The sequence below is a fragment of the Plantibacter sp. VKM Ac-2880 genome (genome assembly GCF_015351235.1).
In the GTDB taxonomy this organism is placed as follows: Bacteria; Actinomycetota; Actinomycetes; order Actinomycetales; family Microbacteriaceae; genus Plantibacter.
On the sequence record NZ_JADKSJ010000001.1, the window covers coordinates 539,667 to 564,908 of the forward strand.

Annotated in this window: 24 protein-coding genes; 11 read left to right on the forward strand and 13 right to left on the reverse strand. The window is 69.7% G+C overall.

All coding sequences use genetic code 11. The features are described from left to right. Positions 1-120: 120 nt before the first annotated feature. Positions 121-1,845 carry an FAD-dependent oxidoreductase gene (locus ITJ57_RS02595; RefSeq protein ID WP_194668712.1) on the reverse strand — a complete coding sequence of 575 codons (1,725 nt, stop codon included), beginning with the start codon at positions 1,843-1,845 and terminating at the stop codon, positions 121-123. A gap of 137 nt (positions 1,846-1,982) precedes the next feature. Then, positions 1,983-2,828 (reverse strand): DNA/RNA non-specific endonuclease, encoded by an 846-nt coding sequence (locus ITJ57_RS02600; RefSeq protein ID WP_194668713.1) that lies wholly within the window; start codon positions 2,826-2,828, stop codon positions 1,983-1,985. Positions 2,829-3,064: 236 nt separating this feature from the next. Between ITJ57_RS02600 and ITJ57_RS02605 the strand changes: the two genes are divergently transcribed. The 4 genes from ITJ57_RS02605 (at position 3,065) to ITJ57_RS02620 (ending at position 7,503) form a co-directional block, all read left to right on the forward strand. Then, the gene (locus ITJ57_RS02605) at positions 3,065-4,366 is read left to right on the forward strand and encodes an extracellular solute-binding protein (RefSeq protein WP_370582148.1); all 1,302 of its coding nucleotides are present in this window, start codon (positions 3,065-3,067) and stop codon (positions 4,364-4,366) included. Between the two features lie 89 nt (positions 4,367-4,455). Beyond that, complete coding sequence (locus tag ITJ57_RS02610) at positions 4,456-5,538, forward strand: carbohydrate ABC transporter permease (protein WP_194668715.1); 1,083 nt, start codon at positions 4,456-4,458, stop codon at positions 5,536-5,538. Continuing rightward, a complete protein-coding gene (locus ITJ57_RS02615; protein WP_194668716.1) occupies positions 5,535-6,434 on the forward strand; it encodes a carbohydrate ABC transporter permease in 900 nt (299 codons plus the stop codon). The genes ITJ57_RS02610 and ITJ57_RS02615 overlap by 4 nt, the downstream gene beginning before the upstream one ends. Before the next feature lie 88 nt (positions 6,435-6,522). Next, on the forward strand, positions 6,523-7,503 hold the full coding sequence (locus ITJ57_RS02620; protein WP_370582357.1) for a LacI family DNA-binding transcriptional regulator: 981 nt from the start codon (positions 6,523-6,525) through the stop codon (positions 7,501-7,503). Positions 7,504-7,523: 20 nt separating this feature from the next. Here the strand turns inward: ITJ57_RS02620 and ITJ57_RS02625 are convergent, their stop codons facing one another. Next, positions 7,524-8,528, reverse strand: a complete 1,005-nt coding sequence (locus tag ITJ57_RS02625; RefSeq protein WP_194668717.1) for a zinc-binding dehydrogenase — start codon at positions 8,526-8,528, stop codon at positions 7,524-7,526. An 854-nt stretch (positions 8,529-9,382) separates the two neighbouring features. On the opposite strand from ITJ57_RS02625, the gene ITJ57_RS02630 reads away from it, so the two are divergent. Continuing rightward, positions 9,383-10,651, forward strand: a complete 1,269-nt coding sequence (locus ITJ57_RS02630; protein ID WP_194668718.1) for an HNH endonuclease signature motif containing protein — start codon at positions 9,383-9,385, stop codon at positions 10,649-10,651. A 270-nt stretch (positions 10,652-10,921) separates the two neighbouring features. Here the strand turns inward: ITJ57_RS02630 and ITJ57_RS02635 are convergent, their stop codons facing one another. Together ITJ57_RS02635 and ITJ57_RS02640 are read right to left on the reverse strand one after the other, a co-directional pair. Next, the gene (locus ITJ57_RS02635; protein ID WP_194668719.1) at positions 10,922-12,406 is read right to left on the reverse strand and encodes a serine hydrolase; all 1,485 of its coding nucleotides are present in this window, start codon (positions 12,404-12,406) and stop codon (positions 10,922-10,924) included. Positions 12,407-12,452: 46 nt separating this feature from the next. Further along, entirely contained in the window at positions 12,453-12,737 is a 285-nt protein-coding gene (locus tag ITJ57_RS02640; protein WP_056009556.1) for a MerR family transcriptional regulator, read from the reverse strand. 159 nt (positions 12,738-12,896) lie between these two features. Here ITJ57_RS02640 and ITJ57_RS02645 point away from each other — a divergent pair, with 159 nt between their 5' ends. Further along, a complete protein-coding gene (locus ITJ57_RS02645) occupies positions 12,897-13,319 on the forward strand; it encodes an Hsp20/alpha crystallin family protein (protein WP_194668720.1) in 423 nt (140 codons plus the stop codon). A gap of 105 nt (positions 13,320-13,424) precedes the next feature. Next, a complete protein-coding gene (locus ITJ57_RS02650) occupies positions 13,425-13,754 on the forward strand; it encodes a hypothetical protein (RefSeq protein WP_194668721.1) in 330 nt (109 codons plus the stop codon). A gap of 26 nt (positions 13,755-13,780) precedes the next feature. Here the strand turns inward: ITJ57_RS02650 and ITJ57_RS02655 are convergent, their stop codons facing one another. From ITJ57_RS02655 to ITJ57_RS02670, 4 genes are read right to left on the reverse strand one after another with little or no spacing between them, the layout of a single operon-like run. Then, positions 13,781-14,767 (reverse strand): hypothetical protein, encoded by a 987-nt coding sequence (locus ITJ57_RS02655; RefSeq protein ID WP_194668722.1) that lies wholly within the window; start codon positions 14,765-14,767, stop codon positions 13,781-13,783. A gap of 38 nt (positions 14,768-14,805) precedes the next feature. After that, complete coding sequence (locus ITJ57_RS02660) at positions 14,806-15,558, reverse strand: enhanced serine sensitivity protein SseB C-terminal domain-containing protein (protein ID WP_194668723.1); 753 nt, start codon at positions 15,556-15,558, stop codon at positions 14,806-14,808. 40 nt (positions 15,559-15,598) lie between these two features. Then, positions 15,599-16,291: a cation diffusion facilitator family transporter gene (locus ITJ57_RS02665; RefSeq protein WP_194668724.1), complete on the reverse strand. Its 693-nt coding sequence runs from the start codon at positions 16,289-16,291 to the stop codon at positions 15,599-15,601. Further along, entirely contained in the window at positions 16,288-16,623 is a 336-nt protein-coding gene (locus ITJ57_RS02670) for a helix-turn-helix transcriptional regulator (protein WP_056009546.1), read from the reverse strand. The genes ITJ57_RS02665 and ITJ57_RS02670 overlap by 4 nt, the downstream gene beginning before the upstream one ends. A gap of 215 nt (positions 16,624-16,838) precedes the next feature. On the opposite strand from ITJ57_RS02670, the gene ITJ57_RS02675 reads away from it, so the two are divergent. Then, complete coding sequence (locus ITJ57_RS02675) at positions 16,839-17,405, forward strand: manganese efflux pump MntP family protein (RefSeq protein ID WP_194668725.1); 567 nt, start codon at positions 16,839-16,841, stop codon at positions 17,403-17,405. Here ITJ57_RS02675 and ITJ57_RS02680 read toward each other — a convergent pair. The 3 genes from ITJ57_RS02680 to ITJ57_RS02690 all read right to left on the reverse strand — a co-directional run bounded on the left by ITJ57_RS02680 (position 17,392) and on the right by ITJ57_RS02690 (position 21,091). Then, positions 17,392-18,831: a sugar porter family MFS transporter gene (locus ITJ57_RS02680; RefSeq protein WP_194668726.1), complete on the reverse strand. Its 1,440-nt coding sequence runs from the start codon at positions 18,829-18,831 to the stop codon at positions 17,392-17,394. The genes ITJ57_RS02675 and ITJ57_RS02680 overlap by 14 nt on opposite strands. A 350-nt stretch (positions 18,832-19,181) precedes the next feature. After that, positions 19,182-19,859: a response regulator transcription factor gene (locus ITJ57_RS02685; RefSeq protein WP_194668727.1), complete on the reverse strand. Its 678-nt coding sequence runs from the start codon at positions 19,857-19,859 to the stop codon at positions 19,182-19,184. Then, positions 19,856-21,091, reverse strand: coding sequence for a sensor histidine kinase (locus ITJ57_RS02690; RefSeq protein WP_194668728.1), 1,236 nt, complete (start codon positions 21,089-21,091; stop codon positions 19,856-19,858). The genes ITJ57_RS02685 and ITJ57_RS02690 overlap by 4 nt, the downstream gene beginning before the upstream one ends. Positions 21,092-21,257: 166 nt before the next feature. Here ITJ57_RS02690 and ITJ57_RS02695 point away from each other — a divergent pair, with 166 nt between their 5' ends. Next, positions 21,258-21,965, forward strand: coding sequence for an ABC transporter ATP-binding protein (locus ITJ57_RS02695; protein WP_194668729.1), 708 nt, complete (start codon positions 21,258-21,260; stop codon positions 21,963-21,965). Beyond that, positions 21,962-23,272, forward strand: coding sequence for an ABC transporter permease (locus ITJ57_RS02700; RefSeq protein ID WP_194668730.1), 1,311 nt, complete (start codon positions 21,962-21,964; stop codon positions 23,270-23,272). The genes ITJ57_RS02695 and ITJ57_RS02700 overlap by 4 nt, the downstream gene beginning before the upstream one ends. On the opposite strand, the gene ITJ57_RS02705 is transcribed toward ITJ57_RS02700, so the two are convergent. Then, positions 23,263-24,582, reverse strand: coding sequence for an FAD-dependent oxidoreductase (locus tag ITJ57_RS02705; RefSeq protein ID WP_194668731.1), 1,320 nt, complete (start codon positions 24,580-24,582; stop codon positions 23,263-23,265). The genes ITJ57_RS02700 and ITJ57_RS02705 overlap by 10 nt on opposite strands. Between ITJ57_RS02705 and ITJ57_RS02710 the strand changes: the two genes are divergently transcribed. Then, positions 24,563-25,237, forward strand: a complete 675-nt coding sequence (locus ITJ57_RS02710) for a hypothetical protein (protein WP_194668732.1) — start codon at positions 24,563-24,565, stop codon at positions 25,235-25,237. The two genes, ITJ57_RS02705 and ITJ57_RS02710, sit on opposite strands and share 20 nt — an antisense overlap. The last annotated feature ends 5 nt before the right edge of the window (positions 25,238-25,242 follow it).

Sequence of the window (25,242 nt, forward strand, 5' to 3'; positions counted from 1 at the left end):
ACAAGCTCAGGGACCGGGGTGGGGCTCGGGGACCGGGGTAGGGCTCAGGGACCGGGGTGGGGCTCGGGGACCGGGGTAGGGGTCAGGGACCGGGGTGGGGCTCAGGGACCGGGCCCGCCCCTACTCCACGAGCTTGCCGACGACGGAGACGTCCTGCATGAGCTCCTGGATCTCCGCCGGGATGGCGGGGATCGCCTCGCGCTCGATGCGACCCGGCCCCGACCAGACGAGGTTCACCTGCAGCTCCTCGTCGAGCTCCGGGAAGTCGGACCGGTTGTGGCACCCGCGGGTCTCGCGGCGTTCGAGCGCCGCTTCGAGCGTGGCGCGGGCTGCGAGGGCGGCCGACTTCAGGTCGAACGCATGGGCGAGGTCCTGGAACCCCGCGATGTCCGGGTGGACGCCGACGTCCGCGATCCGCGCCTCGATCGCATCCAGCTCGGCGAGCCCGGCGAGGAGCCCGGCTTCGTCGCGGACGACCCCCGCGTGCTCGGTCATCGTGTTCCGGATCCCACGCTGCAGGGCGCGGACGTTCTCCGGCCCGTCACTGGCGAGGAGCCCGTCGATCTCCGCCCGAGCCTCGTCGACCGCCTCCGCGGAACGGACGTGGGCCTCGAGACCCGCCGAGTACGCGGCCGCGGCCTCGCCGACGATGCGCCCGAACACGAGTAGTTCGATGAGGGAGTTGCCGCCGAGCCGGTTCGCGCCGTGCAATCCGGACGACGCCTCGCCGATCGCGTACAGCCCGTCGACGTCCGTCCCGTGGTCCTCGGGCCGCACCCACACGCCGCCCATCGAGTAGTGCGCCGTCGGGGCGATCTCGATCGGGGTGGTGGTGATGTCGAGCATCTGCAGCTCCAGCAGCGTCTGGTAGACCCGCGGCAGTCGCCGCATGATCGTCTCGCGCGGCAGGTGCGAGACGTCGAGGAGCACGCCGCCGTTCGGGGTGCCGCGCCCCTCCTTGATCTCGGTGTACGCGGCCAGGGCGACGCGGTCACGGGTCGACAGCTCCATGCGCTCCGGGTCGTACCGCGCCATGAAGCGCTCGCCGAGCCCGTTGCGGAGGATGCCGCCCTCGCCGCGTGCCGCCTCGGAGACCAGGGTGCCCGCGGCGTTCTCGGGCTCGATGAGGCCTGAGGGGTGGAACTGGACGAGCTCGGGGTCGCGGATCCGGCCGCCGGCCTCGACCGCGAGGCGGAACGAGTCACCGGTGTTCTCGTCTCGGCGCGAGGAGGTGCGTCGCCAGATGCGGTTGTGGCCACCCGCGGCCAGGATCACGGCGTCGGCGTGGATGAGGTAGCGGGTCCCGGTCTCGAGGTCGAAGCCGTACGCGCCGAAGATGACGTTGTCGCGCACGAGGAGCCTCGTGATGTAGACGGTGTCGAGGATCGGGATGTCCAGCTGCGCCGCGCGGTTCACGAGTGTGCGCTGGATCTCGAGTCCGGTGTAGTCGCCGGCGAAGGCGGTGCGCCGGAAGGTGTGGGCACCGAAGAACCGCTGCGAGATCCGGCCGTCCTCCTCACGGGCGAAGGGCATGCCGTACCGCTCGAGGTCCTCGATCCCGCGGGCGGCCCCCTCGGTCACGATCTGCACGGTGTGCGGGTTGGCGAGCAGGTAGCTCTCCTTGAGGGTGTCGGCGGCGTGCTGCTGCCAGGAGTCCTCGGGGTCGATCGTCGCAAGGGCCGCGTTGATGCCGCCGGCCGCGAGCGAGGTGTGCGCGTCGGCCTTCTGGCGCTTGCCGACGGCGATGACGTCGACGCCGCGTTCCGCGAGTTCGATCGCTGCGCGGAGGCCGGAGCCGCCCGTTCCGATGACGAGGACGGAGGTGGACAGGCGTTGCTCGTGCACGGGAGACTCCTTCGGCGGTGGGGCGCATGATGCGCTCACCCGTGCAGCATAGGCACGCCGATGCGGGGAACCAAGGGAACCCTAACTGAGGCTCGCCTTATCGGTAGTCGGGGAATGCCAGGGCTGGTCGTGTCGGCTCAGAACCGCAGATCGCCGGGCCGTTCCAGCTCGATCCAGGTGTCGATGTCGGGTCGGACCGTCGCCGGGGCGGCTTCCAGGACGTCCGCCCGGCTCAACGGCCCGAAGTCGAGGCCCGTGATGCTCGCGAGGTCGAGGATCGGCAGCTGGAACGTGCGGAACGGGCCGAGTGGGGGAACGGCCTCGTCGTCGCGGTCACCCGTGGCCGTCGGCTCGTCGAGCTCGATGTCGTCGAGCTGCGCGGACTGGTCGAGGAGGTAGCCGGAGGCCGCGAGTGCACCCCCCGACGACCACGCCGCCACCTTCCAGAACCGCGTGGGGATACGGATGCCGCGGTAGAGCGGATCGTCGCCCTCGAACACGGGGCCCGTGAAGACGGACAGTCGCAGGCGCCCGGCCGAGGCGTACTCGAGGACGAGGTCCTCGAGGCCGTTCCACAGCTCGAGGGACTGGTTGAAGTCCGCGGCCTGCGGAGCGGCGTTCGTGTAGCAGAAGGTGTCGACGTTGGCGCGGCGGGCGACATCCGCGGGACCCCACACCGGGTCCCGGCGGCGCACGAGGTGGCCGCGGTCGAGGTCGTTCCGCGCGTAGAGCTCCGGCCCGGCCTGCTCGTCGGCCGGGATGCGCTCGTCGAGGTGCCAGTCGTCACCCCGACCCAGGTCGAGCAGGGCGGCGCCGTCGATGTTCACCGCCGTGGCCGCCGCGAGCCGGCGGTCGGGATCGAGGAGGACGGAGAAGTGCGTGTAGTCGAGGCGCCGGAGTCGAGCGCGTCCCTGCGGGTCCGCCGGGGCGGGGAGCGCGAGCGGTTCGTCGAGGTCGAGGAAGCCTGAATCAAAGCCGGTCATGGGTATGAGTCGATCATGATTCTGACCGGATCGGAACGCGGAACGGCCGCCCGCATCTCCCCGTCTCCGACCGTTCATCGTCGGGCAACCGGTTCTGCAACAAATGAGAGCGCTCTCTTGACCTCGTCCGAACGAGCGCTTAGTGTGTCCTGCATGCCCGTGGGAACGTTCCCACGGAATCGCGCCGCGGACCCTGCAGACGGGTTCAGCGGCCACCGAAGCGCACACACAAAGGAGTGACTGTGAACAGCACGCGCCGCGGCATCGCCGCCGCATCCATCGCGGGGGCCTCGATCCTCGCCGTCCTGGCCACCGGGTGCAGCTCGCCCGCCGCCGGCGGCGGTGACGAGAAGATCACCCTCTCGATCACCACCTTCGGCACCATGGGCGTCGACGCCAACTACGAGAAGTACATGGAGGAGCACCCGAACATCACCATCGAGGCGACCAACCTCGAGGGCGGTGGCGCGGCCCGTGACGACGCCTACGCGAAGATCGCCGCAGGCACCGGCCTCAGCGACGTCGTCGCCATCGAGGAGGGCTGGCTCGGCACCATCTCCGAGGTGAGCGACTCCTTCGTCGACCTCCGTGACTACGGCATCGAGGACGTCAAGGACACCTGGCTCGACTGGAAGTACGAGCAGGGCACCGACGCCGAGGGCCGTGTCATCGGCGCCGGTCTCGACATCGGCCCGCAGGGCATCTGCTACCGCGGTGACCTGTTCGCCGCAGCCGGCCTGCCGAGCGACCGGGCCGCCGTCGCCGAGTACCTCGGCGGCGAGGACGCGACCTGGGACCGCTTCTTCGAGGTCGGTGAGGAGTACGTCGCCGCGACCGGCAAGGCGTTCTACCACAGCCCCCGATTCTTCTGGAACTCGTTCGTGAACCAGCAGGAGGAGGGCTACTACAAGGCCGACGGCGAGACCCTGAACATCGAGGGCAACGACGTGCTCAAGGAGCAGTTCGAGAAGATCGTCGAGGCGGAGAACGCCGGCCTCGGTGCCGGGCTCCCCGGCTGGGACGTCGGTCCGGAGGCCAAGGAGGGCAAGTTCGCCACCTACATGTGCCCGAGCTGGATGCTCGGCATCGTCCAGGGCTACTACGACGAGGGCACGACCGACAGCGGCTGGGACTTCGCCGATGTGATGCCCGGCGGTGCGGCCAACTGGGGTGGCGCGTTCCTCGGTGTCGCCGAGAACTCCGAGCACAAGGAGGAGGCGGCCGAGCTCGCCCTCTGGCTCGCGTCCCCCGAGGCGCAGGCGGCGTCGTTCGAACTCGCCGGACCGTTCCCGAGCACGCTCGACGGGCAGGAGCTCGTGAAGGGCTCCACCAACCCGTTCTTCAACGACGCACCGGTCGGTGAGATCTTCGCCGCACGATCCGAAGGCGTCGTCGCCCAGGTGAAGGGTCCTGAGGACTCCAACATCCAGGACAACGTGTTCGGTCCGATCCTCGACCGCGTGAGCCAGGGTGAGATCACCGACGGTGAGACCGCCTGGAACGAAGCGGTCAAGCTGCTCGACCAGCTCGTCGGCTGACCTCCTCTCCGACGCAGCTCGCCGGGGCGTCCGTTCGCACGCGGACGCCCCGGCACCCCTCCCGCTCCCTCCTCCGGATTGGCAGAGCCATGACCAGCACCGCAACCGTCCGCCGGCCACCGGCCGCCCTGACCTTCAAACAGAAGCTGAACCGCTTCGACTACCGAGCGTCGCCGTACCTGTACATCGCGCCGTTCTTCATCCTCTTCGCCCTCATCGGCATCTTCCCGATCGTCTACACCTTCAACGTGTCGCTCTACGAGTGGCACCTGCTGAAGGGGCAGGGCGACTTCGTCGGACTCGACAACTACGCCTCGGTCCTCTCCGACCCGTTCTTCTGGAACGCGTTCGGCAACACGATCAGCATCTTCCTGCTGTCGGCCGTCCCGCAGCTCGTCATCGCGACGGTGATCGCTGCCCTCCTCGACCAGACGCTCCGCGGGCGCACCTTCTGGCGGATGAGCATCCTGCTGCCGTACATCGTCGCGCCGGTCGCCGTCGCCGTCATCTTCCTGCAGATCTTCAACCAGTACCACGGACCGATCGCCGGGCTCCTCGAGCTCATCGGGCTCGACCCGATCCGCTGGGCGTTCGACGTCTTCCCGTCCCATGTCGCCATCGCGAGCATGGTGAACTGGCGCTGGACCGGCTACAACGCCCTCATCCTCCTCGCGGCGATGCAGGCCATCCCGCGCGACGTATACGAGTCGGCCGCCCTCGACGGCGCGAACAAGATCCGACGGTTCTGGTCGATCACGATCCCGATGATCCGCCCGACGCTCATCTTCGTCGTCATCACCTCGACGATCGGCGGGCTCCAGATCTTCACGGAACCGAAGCTCTTCGACCCACGCAGCAACGGGGGATCGGACCGGCAGTTCCAGACGATCGTGCTCTACCTGTACGAGCTCGCCTTCCCGAGGCGCGACTTCGGGCGAGCCTCCGCGACGGCGTGGATCCTGTTCCTCGTGATCATCCTCGCCGGGCTGATCAACTTCGCGATCACCCGGGCGATCCGCACGAACGACGCGCGCCCGGTGCGCATCCCGAAGGTGCGCGACCCCCTCATCACGACGCGGGCGATCACCACGACGTCGACCAAGCGCCGTGCCAACACCACGAGCCGTGTGGACACCACGAGCACCACCGAGCAGCGAGGCGGACGAGCATGAGCACCCTGATGGAACGCACCCGGACCGCGCCACCCGTGACGCCAGCGGCACCGCAGTACCGGAAGGGGAAGGACCACGAACGCCCCGGTGTCCTCACCTACGCCATCCTCATCGCCTTCTTCGCGATCTCGGCGTTCCCGCTGTGGTGGTCGTTCGTCATCTCCAGCCGGCAGTCGTCCGACACCAACCTGGTGCCACCAGCGATCCTCCCCGGCCCGAACTTCCTCAGCAACGCGACGAAGGTGTTCGAGTCGGCGCCCTTCCTCCAGGCCCTCGCGAACAGTGTCATCATCTCGGGCGCGATCACCGTCTCCGTGGTCTTCTTCTCCACGCTCGCCGGCTACTCCTTCGCGAAGCTGAAGTTCCGGGCCAGCAACGGCCTACTGCTCGCCGTGATCGCCACCATGGCCATCCCCACGCAGCTCGGCATCATCCCGCTGTTCATGCTCATGGCCGAGTGGCAGTGGGTCGGGACGCTGCAGGCCGTCATCATCCCCGGACTGGTCACCGCGTTCGGTGTGTTCTTCATGCGCCAGTACCTCGTCGACGTCATCCCCGACGAACTCATCGAAGCGGCCCGGGTCGACGGCGCGTCCATGTGGGGCACCTTCTGGCACGTCGCCCTCCCGGCCGCACGCCCGGCGATGGCGGTCCTCGCGCTCTTCACCTTCATGGCCGCATGGACGGACTTCCTCTGGCCGCTCCTCGTGCTCGGCCCACGGAACCCGAGCGTGCAGACCGCGCTCGCCGCACTGAGCGCCAGCGGGGGCCAGACACCAGACCACTCGCTCGTACTCGCCGGTGCCGTGCTGTCGGTCATCCCCCTGCTGATCCTCTTCATCCTCGCGGGCAAGCAGTTGGTCGCCGGGATCATGCAGGGCGCGGTCAAGGGGTGACGCCCGCGCCGCATAAGGTGTCTTCACACCGGCACGACTGAGGAGACAGACCATCGACACCGATGCGGACATCACCGTCCCCACACTCATCGCGGTCGCGGCGCTCGCCGGCGTCTCGAAGTCCACCGCCTCGCGGGTCATCAACGGGTCCTCCCAGGTGACCCCGGAGGCGGTGGCCTCCGTGAACGCCGCCGTCGAGCAGCTGCACTACGTGCCCAACCGCGCGGCCCGTAGCCTCGTCCGCCGGCGGGCGCAGACGATCGCCATGGTCATCCCGCAGCGCACGGCGGAGTTCTTCGCCGACCCGTACTTCGCCGAGGTCATCCAGGGGGCGGCCATGTACGCGTCGTCGACCGACTACACGCTGACGCTCCTGATCGAGTCCGACGTCGACCCCGACAAGACGCGTCGGTTCCTCACTGGAGGCAACGTCGACGGGGCGCTGGTCCTGTCCCACCACACGAGCATGCAGGCGTACGCCAAGCTCGCGGCCTCGCTCCCGGTGGTCTTCGGGGTCCGCGGGCTCGAACCGACGGACCCGCCAGGGCACGTCGTCGACGTCGACAACGTGGAAGCGGGGGCGCTCGCGACGCAGCGGCTCGTCGAGGCGGGGCGGCGTGACATCGCGACGATCACCGGTCCGCTCGACACCGCGGCCGGCGTCGACCGCCTGGCCGGGTGGCGACGCGCCTTGGCTGCCGCGGGGCTCGAGCCGGGGCTGCAGGAGGAGGGCGACTTCACGCCGACGAGTGGTGCCCGCGCGATGGAGCGGTTGCTGGCCGACGGGCGACCGGTCGACGCGGTGTTCGCGGCCTCCGCGCAGATGGCGACGGGGGCGCTCGGGGTGCTGCGCGACCGGGGGATCCCGGTGCCCGTGCGGATCGCGATGACGTCCGTCGACGACAACGTGTTCGCGGCGGACGCCTACCCGGCGTTGACGACCGTCGACCTCCGCACCGCCGAGAAGGGCGCGTTGCTCGTGCAGACCCTCCACCGGCTGATCGCCGGTGAGGACGTCCCCGAGATGACGACGATCCCGTGTGGGCTGGTGGAGCGCGACTCGGTGTGAGGGTGCGGGGCTCCAGCCCCTCAGAATCGGATCTGCGTCTTCGGTCCCGCTCCGGTCGCGCGGGGGAGTCCGTCGGCGAGGACCTGGGGGACCTCGTCGAGGGTGATCACGGTGCCGATCAGGCGTCGGACGGTGTCGGGCATGGTGACGAACCGGCTGGCGGCTTCGTCGATGGACGCCGAACCGCCGAGGACGGCATGGACGGTCGCATCGCGGGCGATGAGCGTGCCGGAGGGGAGACCGGCGTCACCGGCGGGCACCCCGAGGAGGGCGATGCGGACACCCGCGGTCGCGTTGTCGAGCAGGCGGCGGGTGACGTCGCCGGAGCCGGTGGCCTCGATGATCACGTCGAACCGTTCGTCCCCGAGCTCCGCCGGATCCCGGGTGTCGAGGTCGAACCCGGCTGCGAACGCCCGATCGGACTCGCGTCGGGCGGCCACGGTGACGGTGGCTCCGGTCTGGGCGGCGAAGAGTGCGGCGAACATCCCGAGGGTTCCTGCGCCCCACACGAGCACGCGGTCGCCGGGGCCGACCTCGGTGAGTCGGACGCCACGGAGTGAGCAGGAGGCCGGCTCGACCATCGCGCCGAGGTCGGCGTCCACGCCTGCCGGGAGGCGGTGCACGGCGCGTTCGGGGAGGACGAGGAGTTCCGCGAGGGCGCCGTCGAGCTGGCCGAGCACGCCGAGCTCGAGGTGTTCCGGGCAGAGGTGGTGGCGTCCGGCTGCGCAGCGGTCGCAGTGTCCGCAGCCGATGAAGGTGTCGCCCGTGACGAGATCGCCCGCGGTTGTCGTGGTGACGCCGTCGCCCACCGCGACCACGCGACCCGCCCACTCGTGGCCTGGTTGGAGGGGCAGGGTGGTGCGTCCGTCGGCGAGGTAGGGCATCGTGCCGCGGAAGAGGGCGACGTCCGTGCCGCAGAGTCCGGCGCGTTCGATGCGGACGAGGACGTCGCCGGGGCCGGGCTGTGGGTCCGGTCGGTCGAGGACCGTCGCCGTGTTCGGGGCGGTGATGCGTAGGGCTCTCATGCGGTCGCTCCATCGTGACGGCGTGTGTGCTCAGCAGCGTAGCGTCGGTGGGTCGTCCGGCGTGCCTCGGGCGCGGCCGTGTGGCCCGCGCCAGGCTCGTCGAACCCGCCAGTCCCGGTCGCCGAGCGTGTCGAGGTGTGCCGAGTGGCGGGCCCGCGACTCGACCGAATCCCGCCGACCAGACCCGGTCACTGAGCTTGTCGAAGTGCTCGCGAGATGCGTCCACACCCGGGCTAAGCCTCGGTCGCCGGGCTTGTCGAGGTGTGCCGAGTGGCGGGCCCGCGACTCGACCGAATCCTGCCGACTAGCCCCGGTCACTGAGCTTGTCGAAGTGCTCACGAGATGCGTCCGCACCCGGGCCAAGCCTCGGTCGCTGGGCTTGTCGAGGTGTGCCGAGTGGCAGGCCCACGACCCGACCGAATCCTGCCGACCAGCCCCGGTCACTGAGCTTGTCGAAGTGCTCACGAGATGCGTCCGCACCCGGGCCAAGCCTCGGTCGCCGGGCTTGTCGAGGTGTGCCGAGCGGCAGGCCCGCGACCTTACCGAATCCTGCCGGCCAGACCCGGTCACTGAGCTTGTCGAAGTGCTCACGAGATGCGTCCGCACCCGGGCCAAGCCTCGGTCGCCGGGCTTGTCGAGGTGTGCCGAGTGGCAGGCTCGCGACCCGACCGAATCCGACCAACCAGCCCCGTTCACTGAGCTTGTCGAAGTGCTCCGCACGACAGGCCCCGGACCCGACAAAACCCCGCCGACCAGCCCCGGTCACTGAGCTTGTCGAAGTGCTCACAGAGATGCCTCCACACCCACTCGAACTCAGCATCTGGAATGTCAGTGGTCCATGGTGGACTGGAGTCATGACCAAGAGCCCCACCGCGATCCGCGCGAGCGACGAATACGCCGCGCGCCTCGCCGAGTTCTCGGATGAGTACGCGGAGATCAGTCGACTGCGCGCCGTGCTCGACGCGCGTGAAGCGCGGTTGCTCGCCCGCTCGGCCGCGTATGCGGATGCGCTCGCGGACGCCGTCGTCCCGGCGATCTATCCACCAGCCGAGCGGCGCGCGCTGTCGCGCCGCTCGACGTGCGCGATGCTCGCGATGGCGACGCGTTCTTCGGAGCGGACGGTCCTGCAGGCGACGGACGACGCCGAGCGCCTGGTGAGCGAGGCGCCCGCGGTGTTGGCGGCGCTCGAGGCGGGCCGCATCTCCGGCCGTCATGCGCGCACGATCACCGACCAACTCCGCGAGGTCCCCACCGCTGGTCGCGCTTCGTTCCTCGCCGAGGTGCTTCCGATGGCTGAGCGATTGACCGCGACGCGACTCAAGAAGCGCGCGAAGGACCTCCGCGAGCGGTTGCACCCGGAGTCCATCACGGCGCGCGCGATCCGTTCCGAGGCGGACCGACGCGTCGAATTCGAGCCGGCCTCGGACGGTATGGCTTGGGTGCACCTCTTCACGACGGCGCCGATCGCGCAGGGTATCGTCGAGCGCGTCGAGACCGCAGCGTCGGAAGCGCGTCGCGCTGGCGATCAGCGCACCTGCGCTCAGCTCCAGGCCGATGCCCTCGCCGCCCTGGCCCTGACCGGCGTCACGCCCGAGGATGTCGCTTCGAACCCCGTGCTCCCGCACCCGATCGAGGTGCAGGAGCACATCAGGCCCACCGTGCAGATCACGGTCCCGGCGCTCAGCATGGCCGGGGTGAGTGACGCTCCGGCGACGCTCGACGGCTATGGGCCGATCGACCCCGAGACCGCGGCTCGCATCGCGGTCAACGCGCCCAGCCTGACCCGGATCCTCGTCCAGCCCGAAACCGGAGCGGTCCTCTCCGTTGGCCGCGGCCAGTATCGCGTTCCAGCCGACCTGCAGCGGGCGGTGCGTCTCCGAGACGGCACCTGTCGCGCACCAGGGTGCGGGCGGAGGGCCAGGGCCTGCGACCTGGACCATTCGGTCGCCTGGCAGGACGGCGGGACAACGGATGTCGGGAATCTTGCCTGTTTATGTCGACATCACCACCGAATGAAGCACCTGCCGGGCTGGAAGCTCAAACACGGCCCGGGCGGGGTCCTCGACTGGACGACACCCGACGGCAAACACCGCCGCACAGCGCCGGACCCCGCGCCGTTCTGAGTACTTCCGTTCCCTGAGCTGCGCCGCACTGCGCCTGTCGAAGTGTCGAATGGGTTCTCGTGGGCACTTCGACAGGCTCAGTGACCGGCGGGAGGTGTGCTCAGTGACCGGCGGGAGGTGTGCTCAGTGACCGGCGGGAGGTGTGCTCAGTGACCGGCGGGAGGTGTGCTCGGTGATCGGCCGAGGTGTGGCCGGATCAGCTCGGTCCCTGAGCTTGTCGAAGGGCGCTCAGCCTGCCCCTCGACTCCCCGGCCCGCCGCCGGCGTCAGGTCACCAGACGGACGAACCGCTACCGTCGACGACCTCGCTGGGGCGCCGCACCTCGGCGAGCCGCGACGTCCGGAGTGGCGTCGTCTCCCACCAAGCGTCGAACGTGCCCGCCGTCGGATCGACGACGAGATGCATCCGATGCGGGGTCTCGACGAAGATCGCCTCGACCCGCAGCACGCCACCATCGACACCCCACGCGGCACTCGCCACGACCGGACCGTGCGTCCGCCACTCGCCGAAACCGGGCACGATCTCCACTCGGTCGTCACCCTCGTGCACGACCAGCAGCACCTGCTCTCCGTCACCGGCCGCCACCTCCAGCGCCGTCAACTGCGGGAGCGCTGAACCGGGATCGGCAGTGAACGTCCGCCCGACGAGGTCCCGGAACGAAGCCTCCGATGCCCCGGGCTCCGCGTCAGGAACACCCTGACCTCCCGCCACCCCGACTGGCGGCAGCGCGAGCCCTGCGAGTCGCTCGAGCAATGCCTGGTCCGCATCCCCGCTCGCGCCCTCCACCGACTCCGTCTCATCACCACGCCCGAACGCCGGCAACAGGTGCTCCCACGCAGCGTTCAGGACGGCCTGCATGTCGAGGCTCTGACCGGTCACCGCCAGGACGACGTCGTGCTCCGGCAGTACGACGCAGTACTGGCCGTACGCACCATCGCCTCGGAACCCGTGGCGCGCGATCCAGAACTGGAAACCGTACCCCTGCGCCCAATCGGACTCCGGGTCGTCACCGTTCGCGATGTGCGACCTCGTCGCCTCGGCCACCCAGGACTCGGGCAACAGCTGCCGACCCTCCCAGACGCCGCCCTGCAGGTAGAGCTGCCCGAGCGACGCGATCGCCTCCGTCCGCGCGTGCAGGCCGCTGTACCCGAGCTCGAAGCCCTGGTCGTCCCGCTGCCAGTCGAAGTCGCCGATGCCGAGCGGGTCGAGCAGGCGCGGACGCAGGTAGTCGGTGAGCGTCCCGCCCGTGATGCGCTGGATGATCGCCGCGGCCGTGTAGGTGCACGGTTGGTTGTACGCGAAGACGGTGCCAGGGTCCTCGTCCGGCGGCAGGAGCAGGAACCCGCGGACGAGGTTCGTCGGGTCGATCGCCGCCGCCCGCATGATCGTCTCCTCCCGGTGACCACTCGCCATCGCGAGCACGTGCCGCACGAGCATGGCGCGGCTCCGGGGGTCGGTCACCTCGGCGTCGAGTTCCGGGAAGTGGCTGATGACGGTGTCGTCGAGGCTGAGGAGTCCCTCCTCGACGGCGAAGCCGACGGCGGTGGAGGTGAAGCTCTTGCTCAAGGAGTACAGGAGGTGCACGCGCTCCGCGGAGTACGGCGCCCACCACCCCTCAGCGACGACCTGGCCCGACCGCAGCAGCATGAGGCTGTGGGGTTCGACGTTCGGCAGATGCTCGAGGGCGTCGATGAAGGCTTCGATCCCGGAGGCGTCGACGTGCTGGGCTGACGGAGTGCTTCGCTGCAGGCTCATCCCTCCATGCTGCCACTTGCCGCCACCTGTCGCGCAGCTTCCGCGCTCAGTCCTCGACGGCGTCGAGCCGATCCTGGAGTCCTCGATTGGCGTCCTCGAGATCGAGCACCCGGGCGATCCCCGCGATGTTGACGCCGTCGTCACGCAGGTCCGTCACGCGTTTGAGTCGTTCGAGGTCGTCCTCGCTGTACCGCCGGGTGCCACCCTCCGTCCGCGACGGCGTAAGCAGTCCCTTGCTCTCGAACAGCCGCAGGGTCGCCTCGGGCACACCTGCGAGTTGGGCCGCGACGGCGATGCCGTAGACGGGTGTCGTCGAGTCACGCTCAGCCATGCTTGAAATCTCCTGAAAACGAGTTGCCACGGAATCTGCGTTCGATGTATAAAAAATCTACACCACGAAGTGCAGATCCAAAGCCCCGGATCTCCACCTCCTGGACAGCGACAACCGATGAGCCCGACCGTCATCGGGCGACAGGGAAGGAGAACACTCATGGCAATGACCCTCGATCCGATCAGTCAGCTGGACCGCTTCGCAGCCTCCGTGCTGGACTCCGTTCGCGCACCCCGGCCCATGCCGGTGGACCTCTACCGTGACGGCGACCGCTACGTGATGGTGGCCGACCTGCCCGGCATCGACCCCGGTTCCATCGACGTCGACGTCGACGGCGGCCAGCTCACCATCCGCGCCCAGCGCACGGCCGACAGCCGCGAGGGCGTGCGCTGGCTCGCCCGTGAGCGAGGCGGCGGACACTTCCTCCGGCAGTTCACGCTCGGCGACGGCCTCGACCTCGACGGCATCACGGCGTCGTACGACAGCGGCGTGCTCTCCGTGATCATCCCGGTGAGCGAGCGGGCGAAGCCCCGGAAGATCACCGTCGACTCGGTCGACCACCCGGAGGCGATCAACGCCTGAGCAGCGACCGGCACTCGTCCGAACGAACGGCCAGAACGCCCCACCCACAGCTCCTTGGGTGGGGCGTTCGTCTGCCCAGGACCCGACGCTCGCCATACTGGTGGCATGTCCCGTGCCCAGCGCATCGTCGTGGCCTCCGTCCTGCTCGTGATCGCCGCGTTCGGTCTGCTGGTCGTGGCGACCCAGATCACCACGACGTACTACCTGCCCCCGGCGGATGACGACAGCTTCGCCATCGAGCGCGTCGTCGCGTTCGAGCCGGGCGTGGTCGGCACCGTCATCGGCGCGGTGGCGGTCCTGGCACTGCTGACGCATCTGGTCGTCGTGATCCGGCGGGCGGCACCTCGGATCCAGTGGGTCGTCGCCGTCGTCCTCGTCGTCGCCACGGTGGTCGCCGCCGTCGTCGTGTCCTTCGCGGACCGCCCCACGGGCTAGCGAGCGTCGGCTCTCTCGCGCCGCCCTCAGCGGAGCAGCTCGGCCAGCAGGGCCCGTGTGGTCTCCTCGTCCGCTCCGGGCGCCCGGAGATTGACCCAGTCGTCACCGCGCTGCGCCGTCTCAGACGCATCCTCGTCGCCCGCCGACCCAGCGTCGTCGATCCCAGCCCCGTCGATCGGAGCGTCGTCACGGAACAGCCATGCGCCCCCGGGCAACACGGTGAAGCGGAGCAGTTCGCGCGAGTCCGCGGAGAGCAGCCGGCAATCGAGGCCGCCGACGCGTGTGAGAGCGTCCTGAACGAGGTGGTAGCTCGGGGTGGCGGTGCTGACATAGCTCGCTCCCGCCGCACCCGTGCCGAGGATCGTCTGCACCGATGCCTCGGGCAGCGTGGCCGTGCAGGACCGCGAACCGGTGCCGGGAGCCGAGCCGCTGCCGGACGCCACCGGATGCGGGGTGGGTGCCGGAGCGGCGGCGAGCGCGGCCCGCGCGACGTCCTCCGTGCGCTGCCCGTCCGGGTCGTCGAGGCCGACGGAATCCACCTCGATGAACCGTTCGCCGTCGAGCGCATGAATGGAGCAACCGTCGTCCGAGCACCTCGTCCCGTTGATCTCGCCGACGGTGTCGGTCCAGTCGGTGTGTTCGTACCAGTGGTTGAACGCTGCCCAGTGGTCGACGCCCTCGCCGACGAGGCGGATCGTCAGGCTGGCGCCGGTCGTGTCGTCCGCCCACGCGCAGACGGTGCCGCCGTCCTGGAGGACGGGAGCTTCCGCGATGGACGGCGCCACCGTGGCGGCACCGTCGCCGAGGAGCCCGGCGACGACGTCGGGCCTGGCGAGTTGCTCGCACGCGAGTCCGGGGAAGTCGGCGACCGGCAGGTCCGGGAGGTCGCGCGACGAGGACGTCGGGGGAGTCGACCCTGCCGTCGGGCCCCCGGATGCCGGATGTGGCGACGGACCGACGCACGCGGTGAGGGCCGCGATGGTGACGATGGCGACCAGTGCCGCCCGTCCCACGCGTCCGACCGTCCTGGGCCTCCCGGTCCGCTCGTCGCTCATCCTCGCCGGAACAGTCCGCGCTTGCGGCGGTGGAACGGCGGGACGCCCTGCAGCAGATGCTTGGCACCCGGTGCCGCGTACATCACGTCGATCGGCACGCTGGCCGAGTACGTCGCGAGCGTCCGGGCGAGGGGACCACTGACGACCTCGCGCGCGTTCGGGGCGCCGACGATGACGAGCAGGTAGCTCTCGTCGAACGACCCGCCCTCCTGCGGCGTGACCTTCCAGCCCAGGATCGCTTCGTCGACCTCGCGGTGCTCGGCGAGGGTCGCCGTCAGCGCCTCGGTCATCCCCGGTGGCACGCGGGCCGGCTGTCCCACCATGACCTCGGTCTCGCGCTCGATCACGCGCGGGGTGAGCACCGCTTCCCCGTCGAGCAGCTGGGCGATCTCGCCCGGGAGGAACTCCTTGCCGTGCGCGGAGTGCGGGTTGAGGACGAGCCTGCGGCCTCGGGTCATCTGCCAGAGGACGCGGCAGGGAAGGGCGAGAAGGTGCTGTTCGAACGTCGGAACGACCTGGAGGGTCTCCTGGAAGCGCTCCTTCGAGGTGTAGAACGGCTGCACCGAGCTGCCTTCCGCGTCGAGGAGGTCTGCCAGGGTGGCCATGCCGTCGTCGGTCACGGTGCCCGCTACGATCACCGTGCTCTCGAGCAGTGCCGTCACGAAGGCCGGCGCCTGGGAGCGGTCGCTCGCCGCGGCGGCGAGGAGGGCTTCGATGTCGGGAGCGTCTGCGGCGTCGGCTGCTGGCATGCTTGCAGGCTATCCCGCCCCGGTGACGTGTCGCACGCGCTCAGCAGCAGTCGCAGGCGTCCGAGCCCTCTGAGGTGAGCGAGGAGACCGGTCGCTTGCACGCGTCACCTCGCCACGCTTCAAGCCCCTCCTTGACGGCGAAGACGGCGATCACGAGGGTGGCCACGGCGTCCGCCCATGCCCAGCCGAGGGTGCTGTTGAGGACGAGACCGATGAGGACCGCGGCCGACAGGTAGGAGCAGATGAGCGTCTGCTTCGAATCGGCGACGGCGGACGCGGAGCCGAGCTCCCTCCCGGTCCGGCGCTCGAACAGTGAGAACGCGGGCATGATGACGACGCTGATCGCGGCGAGGACGATGCCGACGGTCGAGTGCTCGGCGGTGGAGAAGCCGGCGAGCGACCGCACCGCGTCGACGGTGACGAAGGCCGCGAGGCCGAAGAACGACACGGCGATCACCCGGAGGGCGAGCCGTTCGCGACGATGAGGCTCAGGGCTTGAGAACTGCCAGGCGACCGCTGCGGCGGACAGCACCTCGACGATCGAGTCGAGACCGAATCCGATGAGTGCCGTCGACGACGCAACGGCCCCGGCGGACAGGGCGACGATCGCCTCGACGACGTTGTAGGCGATCGTCGCGGCCACGATCCACCGGATGCGCCGCTGCAGGGTCGCGCGTCTGGCGGGGGTCAGCTGGGCGCGGAGGCGTGGGCTCGGCACGCCGACGGCACTCATGCGCAGGTGCACTGCTCGCCGGAGCAGCAGTCGGGGTCGACGACCAACACGAGGCGCAGGAGGTCGTCGAGCGCGGGTGCGAGATGCGGGTCCGCCAGGCGGTACCAGGTGTTCCGTCCCTCGCGGACGCCCTCGACGAGCCCGCAGCCACGGAGGCAGGCGAGCTGGTTCGACATGACCTGCCGCGAGACGCCCAGCGCGTCGGCGAGATCGGACGGGAACGCCGGGGCTTCTCGGAGCGTGAGGAGGATGCGGGCCCGCGTCTCGTCGGACAGGGCGTGCCCGAGCCTCGCGAGCGCAGCGGTGTGCGTCAAGGTCGCGGTCGGTGTCATGGTGTCGGTCACGGAGAAAACAGTACACGATTGGCTGTATTGACATCAGCTCCCGACCGCCCGAACTGCCGCGTTAGGCGACCCGAAACGCTGACAATCACGCACCTCGGCTTGCCGCACACCCGCCGCCCTGGCAACGTTGACGGGTCCTCGAGGCGATCCGCCCGACCACGGTTCCGCGTGCAGGACGCTCCGCAGAGAAAGACCCCCGCGACATGACGTTCTGGCCGCTGCTCCTCATCGCGCTCGGCGTCTCAGCCGACGCCTTCGCCGTCGCCCTCACCAAGGGCCTGCACATGCGGCGGTTCGACGTGCGGCACGCGCTCGTGATCGCCGGCACCTTCGGCGTCTTCCAAGCCGTCATGCCGCTCATCGGATGGGCGCTCGGCACGCAGTTCGCGCCCTCGATCAGGGAGATCGACCACTGGGTCGCCTTCGGCCTGCTCGCCCTCGTCGGCGGGAAGATGCTCTGGGAGGCGTTCTCGAGCCACGAGGACACCGAGGTCGACTCCGACCGCATCGACGTCCGCCGACTGCTCGTCCTGGCGTTGGCGACGAGCATCGACGCGCTCGCCATCGGCATCACGCTCGCGTTCCTGCCCGGTTCCATCATCGAGGCCGTCGTCCTCATCGGACTCACGACGTTCGTGCTCGCCTTCCTCGGCGTCTTCATCGGACGCCGGGTGGGGGAGCGCTTCGGGAAGCCCGCCGAGATCGCCGGCGGCGTCATCCTGATCCTCATCGGCACCAAGATCCTGATCGACCACCTCACCGCCGGGTGAAGATCGCCCCCGTCGTCACGTCGGCACCGAGCGCCTCGAGGCTGCGTCCCCGCGTCTCGGGGACCTGGGTGGCGACGAACAGGAGCGCGAGCACCCCGACGCCGGCGAACAGGAAGAAGGTGCCCGTGATGCCGAGCCCGTCGACCAGCGACGGGAAGTACAGCGACAGGAACCCGTTGCCGACCCAGAGCATGAAGATCGAGACGCCCATGCCCAGGCCGCGCATCCCGAGCGGGAACACCTCGGCCAGGTAGACCCACACCGCCACGTTGAGGAACGTCTGCATGGAGCCGACGAACACCACCACGAGGAACAGGATGACCCACGGGCGGGCCGGGTCGCCGGGCGCGAGCAGCATCGACGCGCAGCCGATGAGCAGATGGCAGGCGGTGGTGAGGGAGAACCCGATGATGAAGGTCTTCCGTCGGTCGAGTCGGTCCATGTAGGTGAGGGCGATGAACCCGCCGATCACGGCGATGATCCCCGGGGCGATGTTGGCGATGAGCGCGCTGCTCTCGTCGAAGCCGGACTCCACGAGCACGGTCTGGCCGTAGTACATGATCGAGTTGATGCCGGTGAGCTGTTGGGCGATGCCCACTCCGACGCCGACGAGCAGGATGCGGACGAGCCACGGGTTGCGGAGGACGGCCCGCAGCCCGATCCGCTGTTCGTTCCGGTGCTCGATCGAGGCCGCCTCGACGTCCTCGAGCTCGGCCGCCGCCCGCTCGTCGGAACGGACGGTCCGCAGGACCTCCAGCGCCTCATCACGGCGTCCGTGGTCGACGAGCCATCGCGGTGATTCGGGCATCCGCAACATCCCGACGAAGAGCGCGACCGCTGGGAGGGCGCAGACGGCGAACATGATCCGCCACACGCTCGGGTGTCCGCCGAAGAGGTTCCCGATCACCGCGTTGATCACGAAGGCCGACAACTGGCCGATGACGATCGCGACCTCGTTCCGCCCGGTGATGGACCCGCGGATCTCGTACGGCGCGAGCTCGGCGAGGTAGACCGGGACCACGGCCGACGCGCCGCCCACGGCGAGGCCGAGCAGGATGCGGCCGGCGACGAGCAGTTCGACGTTCGGCGAGCAGACGACCGCGAGCGTGCCGACAAAGAAGAGGACGGCCAGCGCGACGATGCTCGGGCGGCGGCCCCACGCGTCGGACACCCGACCGCCGAGCAGTGCGCCCACGGCAGCGGCGAAGACGAGCGAACTGGTGACGACGCCCTCGGTGAGCGGGGTGAGCCCGAGCTCCGCCGTCATCGGACGCAGAGCACCGTTGATGACCCCGGTGTCGTAGCCGAAGAGCAGACCGCCGAAGCAGGCGACGATCGAGATGAGGCCGAGGTGTCGCCGGTGCGGGCCCGGTGTCAGGGCCGGGAGTGGGCGCGAGGCGCGACGGGCGGTGGGGGATCCGGACATGCTGCTTCCTCGTCTGCTCGGTCCTCGTGCCGGACGGCGCCACGGACCTCATGAGCGTACCGGTCGGGGTCCGGCGACTCGCAGTGCACGGCCGCGTGAACGGCTGCGAGGTGCTGCCTCAGCGCGCACCTCGCAGCCGTCGCCGGCACCAGGCTGAGGGAGCTGCGTCGGCACAGATGGTTCGGGTCTCATCTGCCTCGTCCACGGTATGAGCGCGGTCCGATGCCGGTGAACGTTTGGAGATCCGAGCGGTTTGACATACGGTTCGCTCCTGGAGGTACCCGGAGCCCTCGTTCAGTCGTCGGCGCCCGGCCGCAGCAGACTGTTCGTGGTCGGTGTGATGGCGCCGTTCAGTCGTCGGCGCCAGGCCGGAGCAGACCGCTCTCGTACGCCAGGATGACGAGCTGAGCGCGATCATGGGCGGCGACCTTCGTCATGATGCGGTTCACGTGGGTCTTCGAGGTGTGCGGTGAGATGACGAGTTCGTCGGCGATCTGCTGGTTGGAGCGTCCGCGGGCGACGAGGAGCAGTACCTCGAGTTCCCGCTCGGTGAGCAGCGTCAGCTCGGCTGGGACCGTGCGCGGACTCGACGGTCCTTCCTCGGCGACGACGTACCTGGTGATGAGGCTCCGGGTGGCCGCGGGGGAGAGGAGTGCGTCCCCAACGTGCACCGCGCGCACAGCACGGACGATCTCCTCGGGCTCCGAGCCCTTGCCGATGAACCCGCTCGCACCGGCCCGCAGCGTCGCGATGAGGTTCTCGTCCTCCTCGAACGTGGTGAGGATGAGGACGCGCGTGTCCGTGAGCCCGGGGTCCGCGCAGATCGCAGCGGTCGCGCCGATACCGTCCAGCACGGGCATGCGGATGTCCATGAGCACGACGTCCGGCCGCAACTCCCGGGCGAGCGCCACCGCCTGAGCACCGTCCACGGCTTCGCCGACGACGTCGAGGTCGGACTCCGACGCGAGGATGTCGGACACGGCCTGGCGGATGAGCGACTGGTCGTCGACGATGAGCACGGTGGTCATGCGCGGGACTCCTCGTGGTGTGTCGGATCAGGGTGCGTCGGATCAGTGGTCGGGAGCGTCGCGGACAGTCGCCAGCCGCCAGGGGTCGCGCCGACGTCGACGGTCCCGCGGACGGCGGCGACGCGCTCGCGGATGCCGAGGAGCCCGTGCCCGGTGGTCGGCGTCGTGTCGAGCCGCCCGCTCGGGACGCCGGGCGTCGTCGGGTTGCTCACGCTGACGACGATCCCGCCGTCGCCGCTCTCGACGAGCACGTGTGCACGACGCTCAGGACCGTGCTTCAAAGCGTTCGTCAGCCCCTCCTGGACGACGCGGTACGCGACTGTGTCTGTGGCGGTCGAAAGCTCCGGTACGTCGGGGGCGATCCGTGTCGTGATGTCGAGGCCTGCGGTGGTGAATTCGGCGATCAACGCGTCGAGTCGGTCGAGTCCCGGCTGCGGCAGCGTTCCACGGAAGCCTTCGCCAGCGTCCCCGCCGTCGCTCCGGAGGACCTCGAGCAGATCACCGATCTCGCCGAGCACCGTCCGCGACGCCCGTCGGATCGAGACGAGCGCCTCCTTCGCCTTCTCCGGCCGCGACTCCAGGGAGCTCGACGCCACCCCGGCGTTCAAGCTGATCACCGAGATCTGATGGGCGACGGTGTCGTGAAGATCGCGGGCGATCCTGAGTCGCTCCTCGGTCACCCGCCGCCGCGCCTCGGCCTCGCGGGTCTGCTCGGCCCGCTCCGCACGCTCCGTGATCGCCACGATGTACGCGCGGCGCGAGCGCGTCCCGTCCCCGGCCGCAGCGGCGAACGCGATCATCACCGCGAACTGGACCGTCCGCGGATCGAAGCTGCCGATCGACGCGAGCAGGCTGAGGAGCGCGACGGCGACCATCGTCGAGACGGCCGTGATCAGGGTCGTCCGCCGCCCGGAGCGCACGGCCACCCCGAACATCGCGATGGCGGCCGCGATCACGACACCGGGAGCGAGGGTCCCCGTGATCGCCGCCGCCCCGTAACAGGCGACGACGGCCGCGAGCACCGGGATGGGCCAGCGTCGACGGAGCGGGAGCAGGAGCGCCGGCGCGACGACCAGGGCGACGACGAGTGGGCTGCCCGGCCGGAACTCCGCGTTCGGGAACGGGATGAAGGCGGAGGCGATGATGAGGACCGCGGCGACCACGTCGCCCACCCACGCCGGAGGTCGAGGACGCGGATCGCGCATCCGGCGATCCTGCGTCGCGATGGTCATGGGCCCAGTCTGCCGCGAACCCGCGCCCGGCGACTCCTCCGCACGTGGCATTCCGCGGTACCACGGACGCGGTACGCGGGTGTCCGCCGGTGGGGGACGCGCCGGCCCCGCGTCGCGGCGAGTCTGGACTGGTGCCGGAGCATCCGGCCCCAGACGAGGAGACACCATGCAGAGCACCACAGCGCCGCCGATCATCTCGGTCCGGGACGTCCGGCGGTCCTACGGTCGCGGTCAGAACCGGTTCGACGCGCTGAAAGGGGTGAGCTTCGACATCCACGCGGGCGAGAGCGTCGCGATCGTCGGGAAGAGCGGCTCCGGCAAGTCCACGCTCATGCACGTGCTCGCGCTCCTCGAAGCACCGAGCTCCGGCACCGTCGAACTCGAAGGGGTCGACACGAGCACCCTCCGCGGACGCCGCCTCAACACGACCAGGAACAAGACCTTCGGGTTCGTGTTCCAACAGTTCTTCCTCACCGCCAACGCGACGGTGCTCGAGAACGTCCTCCTCCCGATGAAGATCGCCGGCGTCCGCCGTGGAGACCGACGTCGCCGGGCGCTCGCCGCACTCGCGCAGCTCCAGCTCGAGGACAAGGCGCGAAACCGCGCGGTGAACCTGTCCGGTGGGCAGAAGCAGCGGACGGTGATCGCCCGTGCGCTCGTGAACAACCCGCGGATCATCTTCGCCGACGAGCCGACCGGCAACCTCGACACGGCGACCGGCGCCGTCGTGGAGGACATCCTCTTCTCCCTAAACCGGGAGGGCGGCATCACGCTCATCGTCGTGACGCACGACGAGGAGCTGGCAGCACGCTGCGATCGGCGGATCCTCATCCGCGACGGACTGCTCGTCGAGGACGAGGCGGTGGCCGCATGAGAACCGTCGACCTCATCGGGACCGCCGTCGCGAACACCTTCCGATCGAAGACCCGCACCATCCTGACCATCCTGGCGATCTTCGTCGGAGCCTTCACGCTCACCCTGACGAACGGGCTCGGCACCGGCATCAACGCCTACATCGACGACACGGTGTCGAGCGTCGGCGCGTCCGACACGATGACCGTCACGAAGACGGCCGACACCGGGTCGGGCATCGGCGCGGCGACGAGCGGTCCGAAGGAGTACGACCCGGACACGGTCGCCGCCAGCGGTGCCGGAGCGCCGGGATCGACCGTCGTCGCCCTCACGCCGGCCGATCTCGACGAGCTCGGCGGGATCGACGGCGTCCTCGACGTGCAGGCCGTGAAGTCGATCTCGACCGACTACATCGAGGCGGGCAGCGGCACGAAGTACGTCGTCGGTGTCGGCGGACTCATCTCCGGGCAGAGCGTCACGCTGCTGGACGGTGCTCAGCCCGACGATGATACCGACACGCTCCAGCTCGTGCTCCCCACGTCCTATGTCGAACCGCTCGGCTTCGGAAGCGACGCCGCCGCGGTCGGGAAGACCGTCACCGTCGCGATCACCGATGCGCAGCGCACGCAGCACACCGTGGACGCGACCGTCGTCGGGGTCGCCGAGGAGAGCCTCGCCTCGCCCACCGGTGCCTCGATCGTGCCGAACGCCGCGCTCACCGACCTCCTCTACGAGACGCAGAACATCGGTGTCCCGTCCGATCAGGTCGAGCGGTACGCGCAGGCGTCCATCCGGTTCAGCGCGGACGCCACCGACGAGCAGGTCACGGCGTTGAAGGATCGCCTGACCGACGCGGGCTACACGGGCACGACCGTCGCGGACCAGCTCGGCACCATCAAGACGGTGATCGACGGCATCGTGCTCGTCCTCAACGCCTTCGCGATCATCGCCCTCCTCGCCGCGAGCTTCGGGATCGTGAACACCCTGCTCATGTCCGTGCAGGAACGCACCCGCGAGATCGGGCTGATGAAGGCCATGGGGATGGGCAGCGGCAAGGTCTTCGGGCTGTTCAGCCTCGAAGCCGCGTTCATCGGATTCCTCGGCAGCGCGATCGGCGTAGGCATCGCGGTGCTCGCCGGTACCGGCATCAGCGCCGCGCTCTCCGGATCGCTCCTCGCCGACCTACCGGGCCTCGACCTCATCGCGTTCGATCCGGCGTCGCTCGCGATCATCGTCCTGGTCGTCATGGTGATCGCGTTCCTCGCCGGAACCCTGCCCGCCGCCCGTGCCGCCAAGGCCGATCCGGTGGAGTCGCTCCGCTACGAGTGATGTGCGCGTGGCGGGTCGGCGGTGACGTGCTCGGGTCGGAGTCCGATCCCGATGAACCTCGCCGCAAGCGGTCGGACGAGGGGTGTTGCGAGCCGCAGGAGTCGGATCGCCCACCGCGGCGCGATGCGGTCGCCGGTGGTGGTGCGGGAGATGACCCGATGCCCGGCCCGCTGGATGCGCTGCATGATCCTGACCGGTCGCTCGCGGCGGCGTTGGACCGCCGCGAGCACCTCGGACGGTGCGTCTCCTGCGGCGAGGTGGCGCGCGATCGCGTTGGACAGGGCGACCGCGTCCTGGATCGCGTAGTTGACGCCCACACCGAACATCGGCGACATGGCGTGCGCGGCGTCGCCGATGGCGATGAAGCCCGGGCGGTGCCAGCGGTCGAGTCGATTGAGCTGCACCGAGAGGAGCTTGATCTGGTCCCAGTCGGTCAGGGTGTCGACGACCGGACGCAGGACGGGTGCGGCATCGACGATCCGCTGCCGGAGCGCCGGTAGGCCATCGGCTCGGAGCCGGTCGGCGCCACCCTTCCGGATGACCATGCCGGACTGGTACCGGTCACCCCGGTCGATCGTGAGCACCATGCCGCGTGGTGAGAGGTAGGCGAGGGTTGGCGGTGGCGGGTCAGCCGGCTTCGGCAGGCTGAACCAGAGGACGTCGATCGGGACGCCGCTCTCGTCGGGGATGAGTCCGGCGGCGTCGCGGAGTGCCGAGGTGCGTCCGTCCGCCGCGACGGTGAGGGTGGCGCGGATCTCGATGTCGGTGGAGGTGTCGGCTGTCGGATGGGTGTCGGCGGGTGGGGTGGTGTCGGTCGTGGCGGTCGCGCGCAGGCCGCGCACTCGGCCCTGCTCCACGATCAGGCCGGTCGCCTCGGTGCGCCGGAGGAGCTCGAAGTTCGGCAGTGCGGCGGCCTCGTCGGCGAGGAAGTTCAGGAAGTCCCACTGCGGGGCGAGGACGAGGAAGCGGTCGGGTGCCGGCAGGGTGCCGAAGTCGACCATCGTCATCCGTATGCCGTCGATCACGGCGTCCATCGTCTGCAGCCGGTTGTGCGGCAGCCGCAGGAACCGCTCGCGCAGGCCGAGCTCGCCGAGCAGGGTGATGGTCGACGGGTGGATCGTGTCGCCGCGGAAGTCCCGGAAGAAGTCGACGTGCTTCTCGAGCACGGTCACGGTGAGGCCCGCCCGGGCGAGGAGGTAGCCGAGCACCATGCCGGCAGGGCCGCCGCCCGCGATGACGCAGTCGCGGGCTGCGGTGTGGTCGGCGGTGCGGTCGCCGTGATCGCTGTCGGTGCGGGTCGTCGGTTCCATCGCGCTGCTCCCGTCGGTCTCTTCCGGACACTACCCCGGAACCCATATCGTCGACGTCATGCGTCTGTTGCAGCGGGCAGGACTGCCTCTTCTCGTGTCCGGAACGATCGTGCTGGCGCTGTCGGCCTGCACCTCCGCTGGGGACCCCGGTGGTGGGGCCGCCGGCAGTGCGTCACCCGCTGCGTCGGTGCCGGCGGAGTCGTCAAGCGGAGGCTCGGGAGGCGGCTCGTCCGTGCAGGTCGACTGCGCAGTGGTAGAGGCAGCCGTCGCGCCGTACATCGAGGGACTCGTCGCGCGGGAGGACAACGGGGCCGACGAATACGGGGCCATCTGCGGCTGGGAGGCGCCGGAGGGGACGATCGATACGGCGGACATCCGATCGGTGGAGGTCGTCGTCTCTCCCGAATCGAGCGAGATGCTGTCCGCTGACGAGCTGACCGCGGCCGGGCTGACGCCGATCCCGGATGCGACGATCGAGGCCGCCGGAGGGATCGCCTACAGCGCGACGGTCGAGGCCGGTGTCGCCGCGGTGATCGTCACGACGGTGGTTTTGCCGGAAACCGAGGTGTCGGTCACGGGTGGGCAGTGGGTAAACCATCCGTCGCTGGACGGGCCGGCGGCGGTGGAGGTCGTGAAGGCGCTCATGGGTCGGTGAGGGTA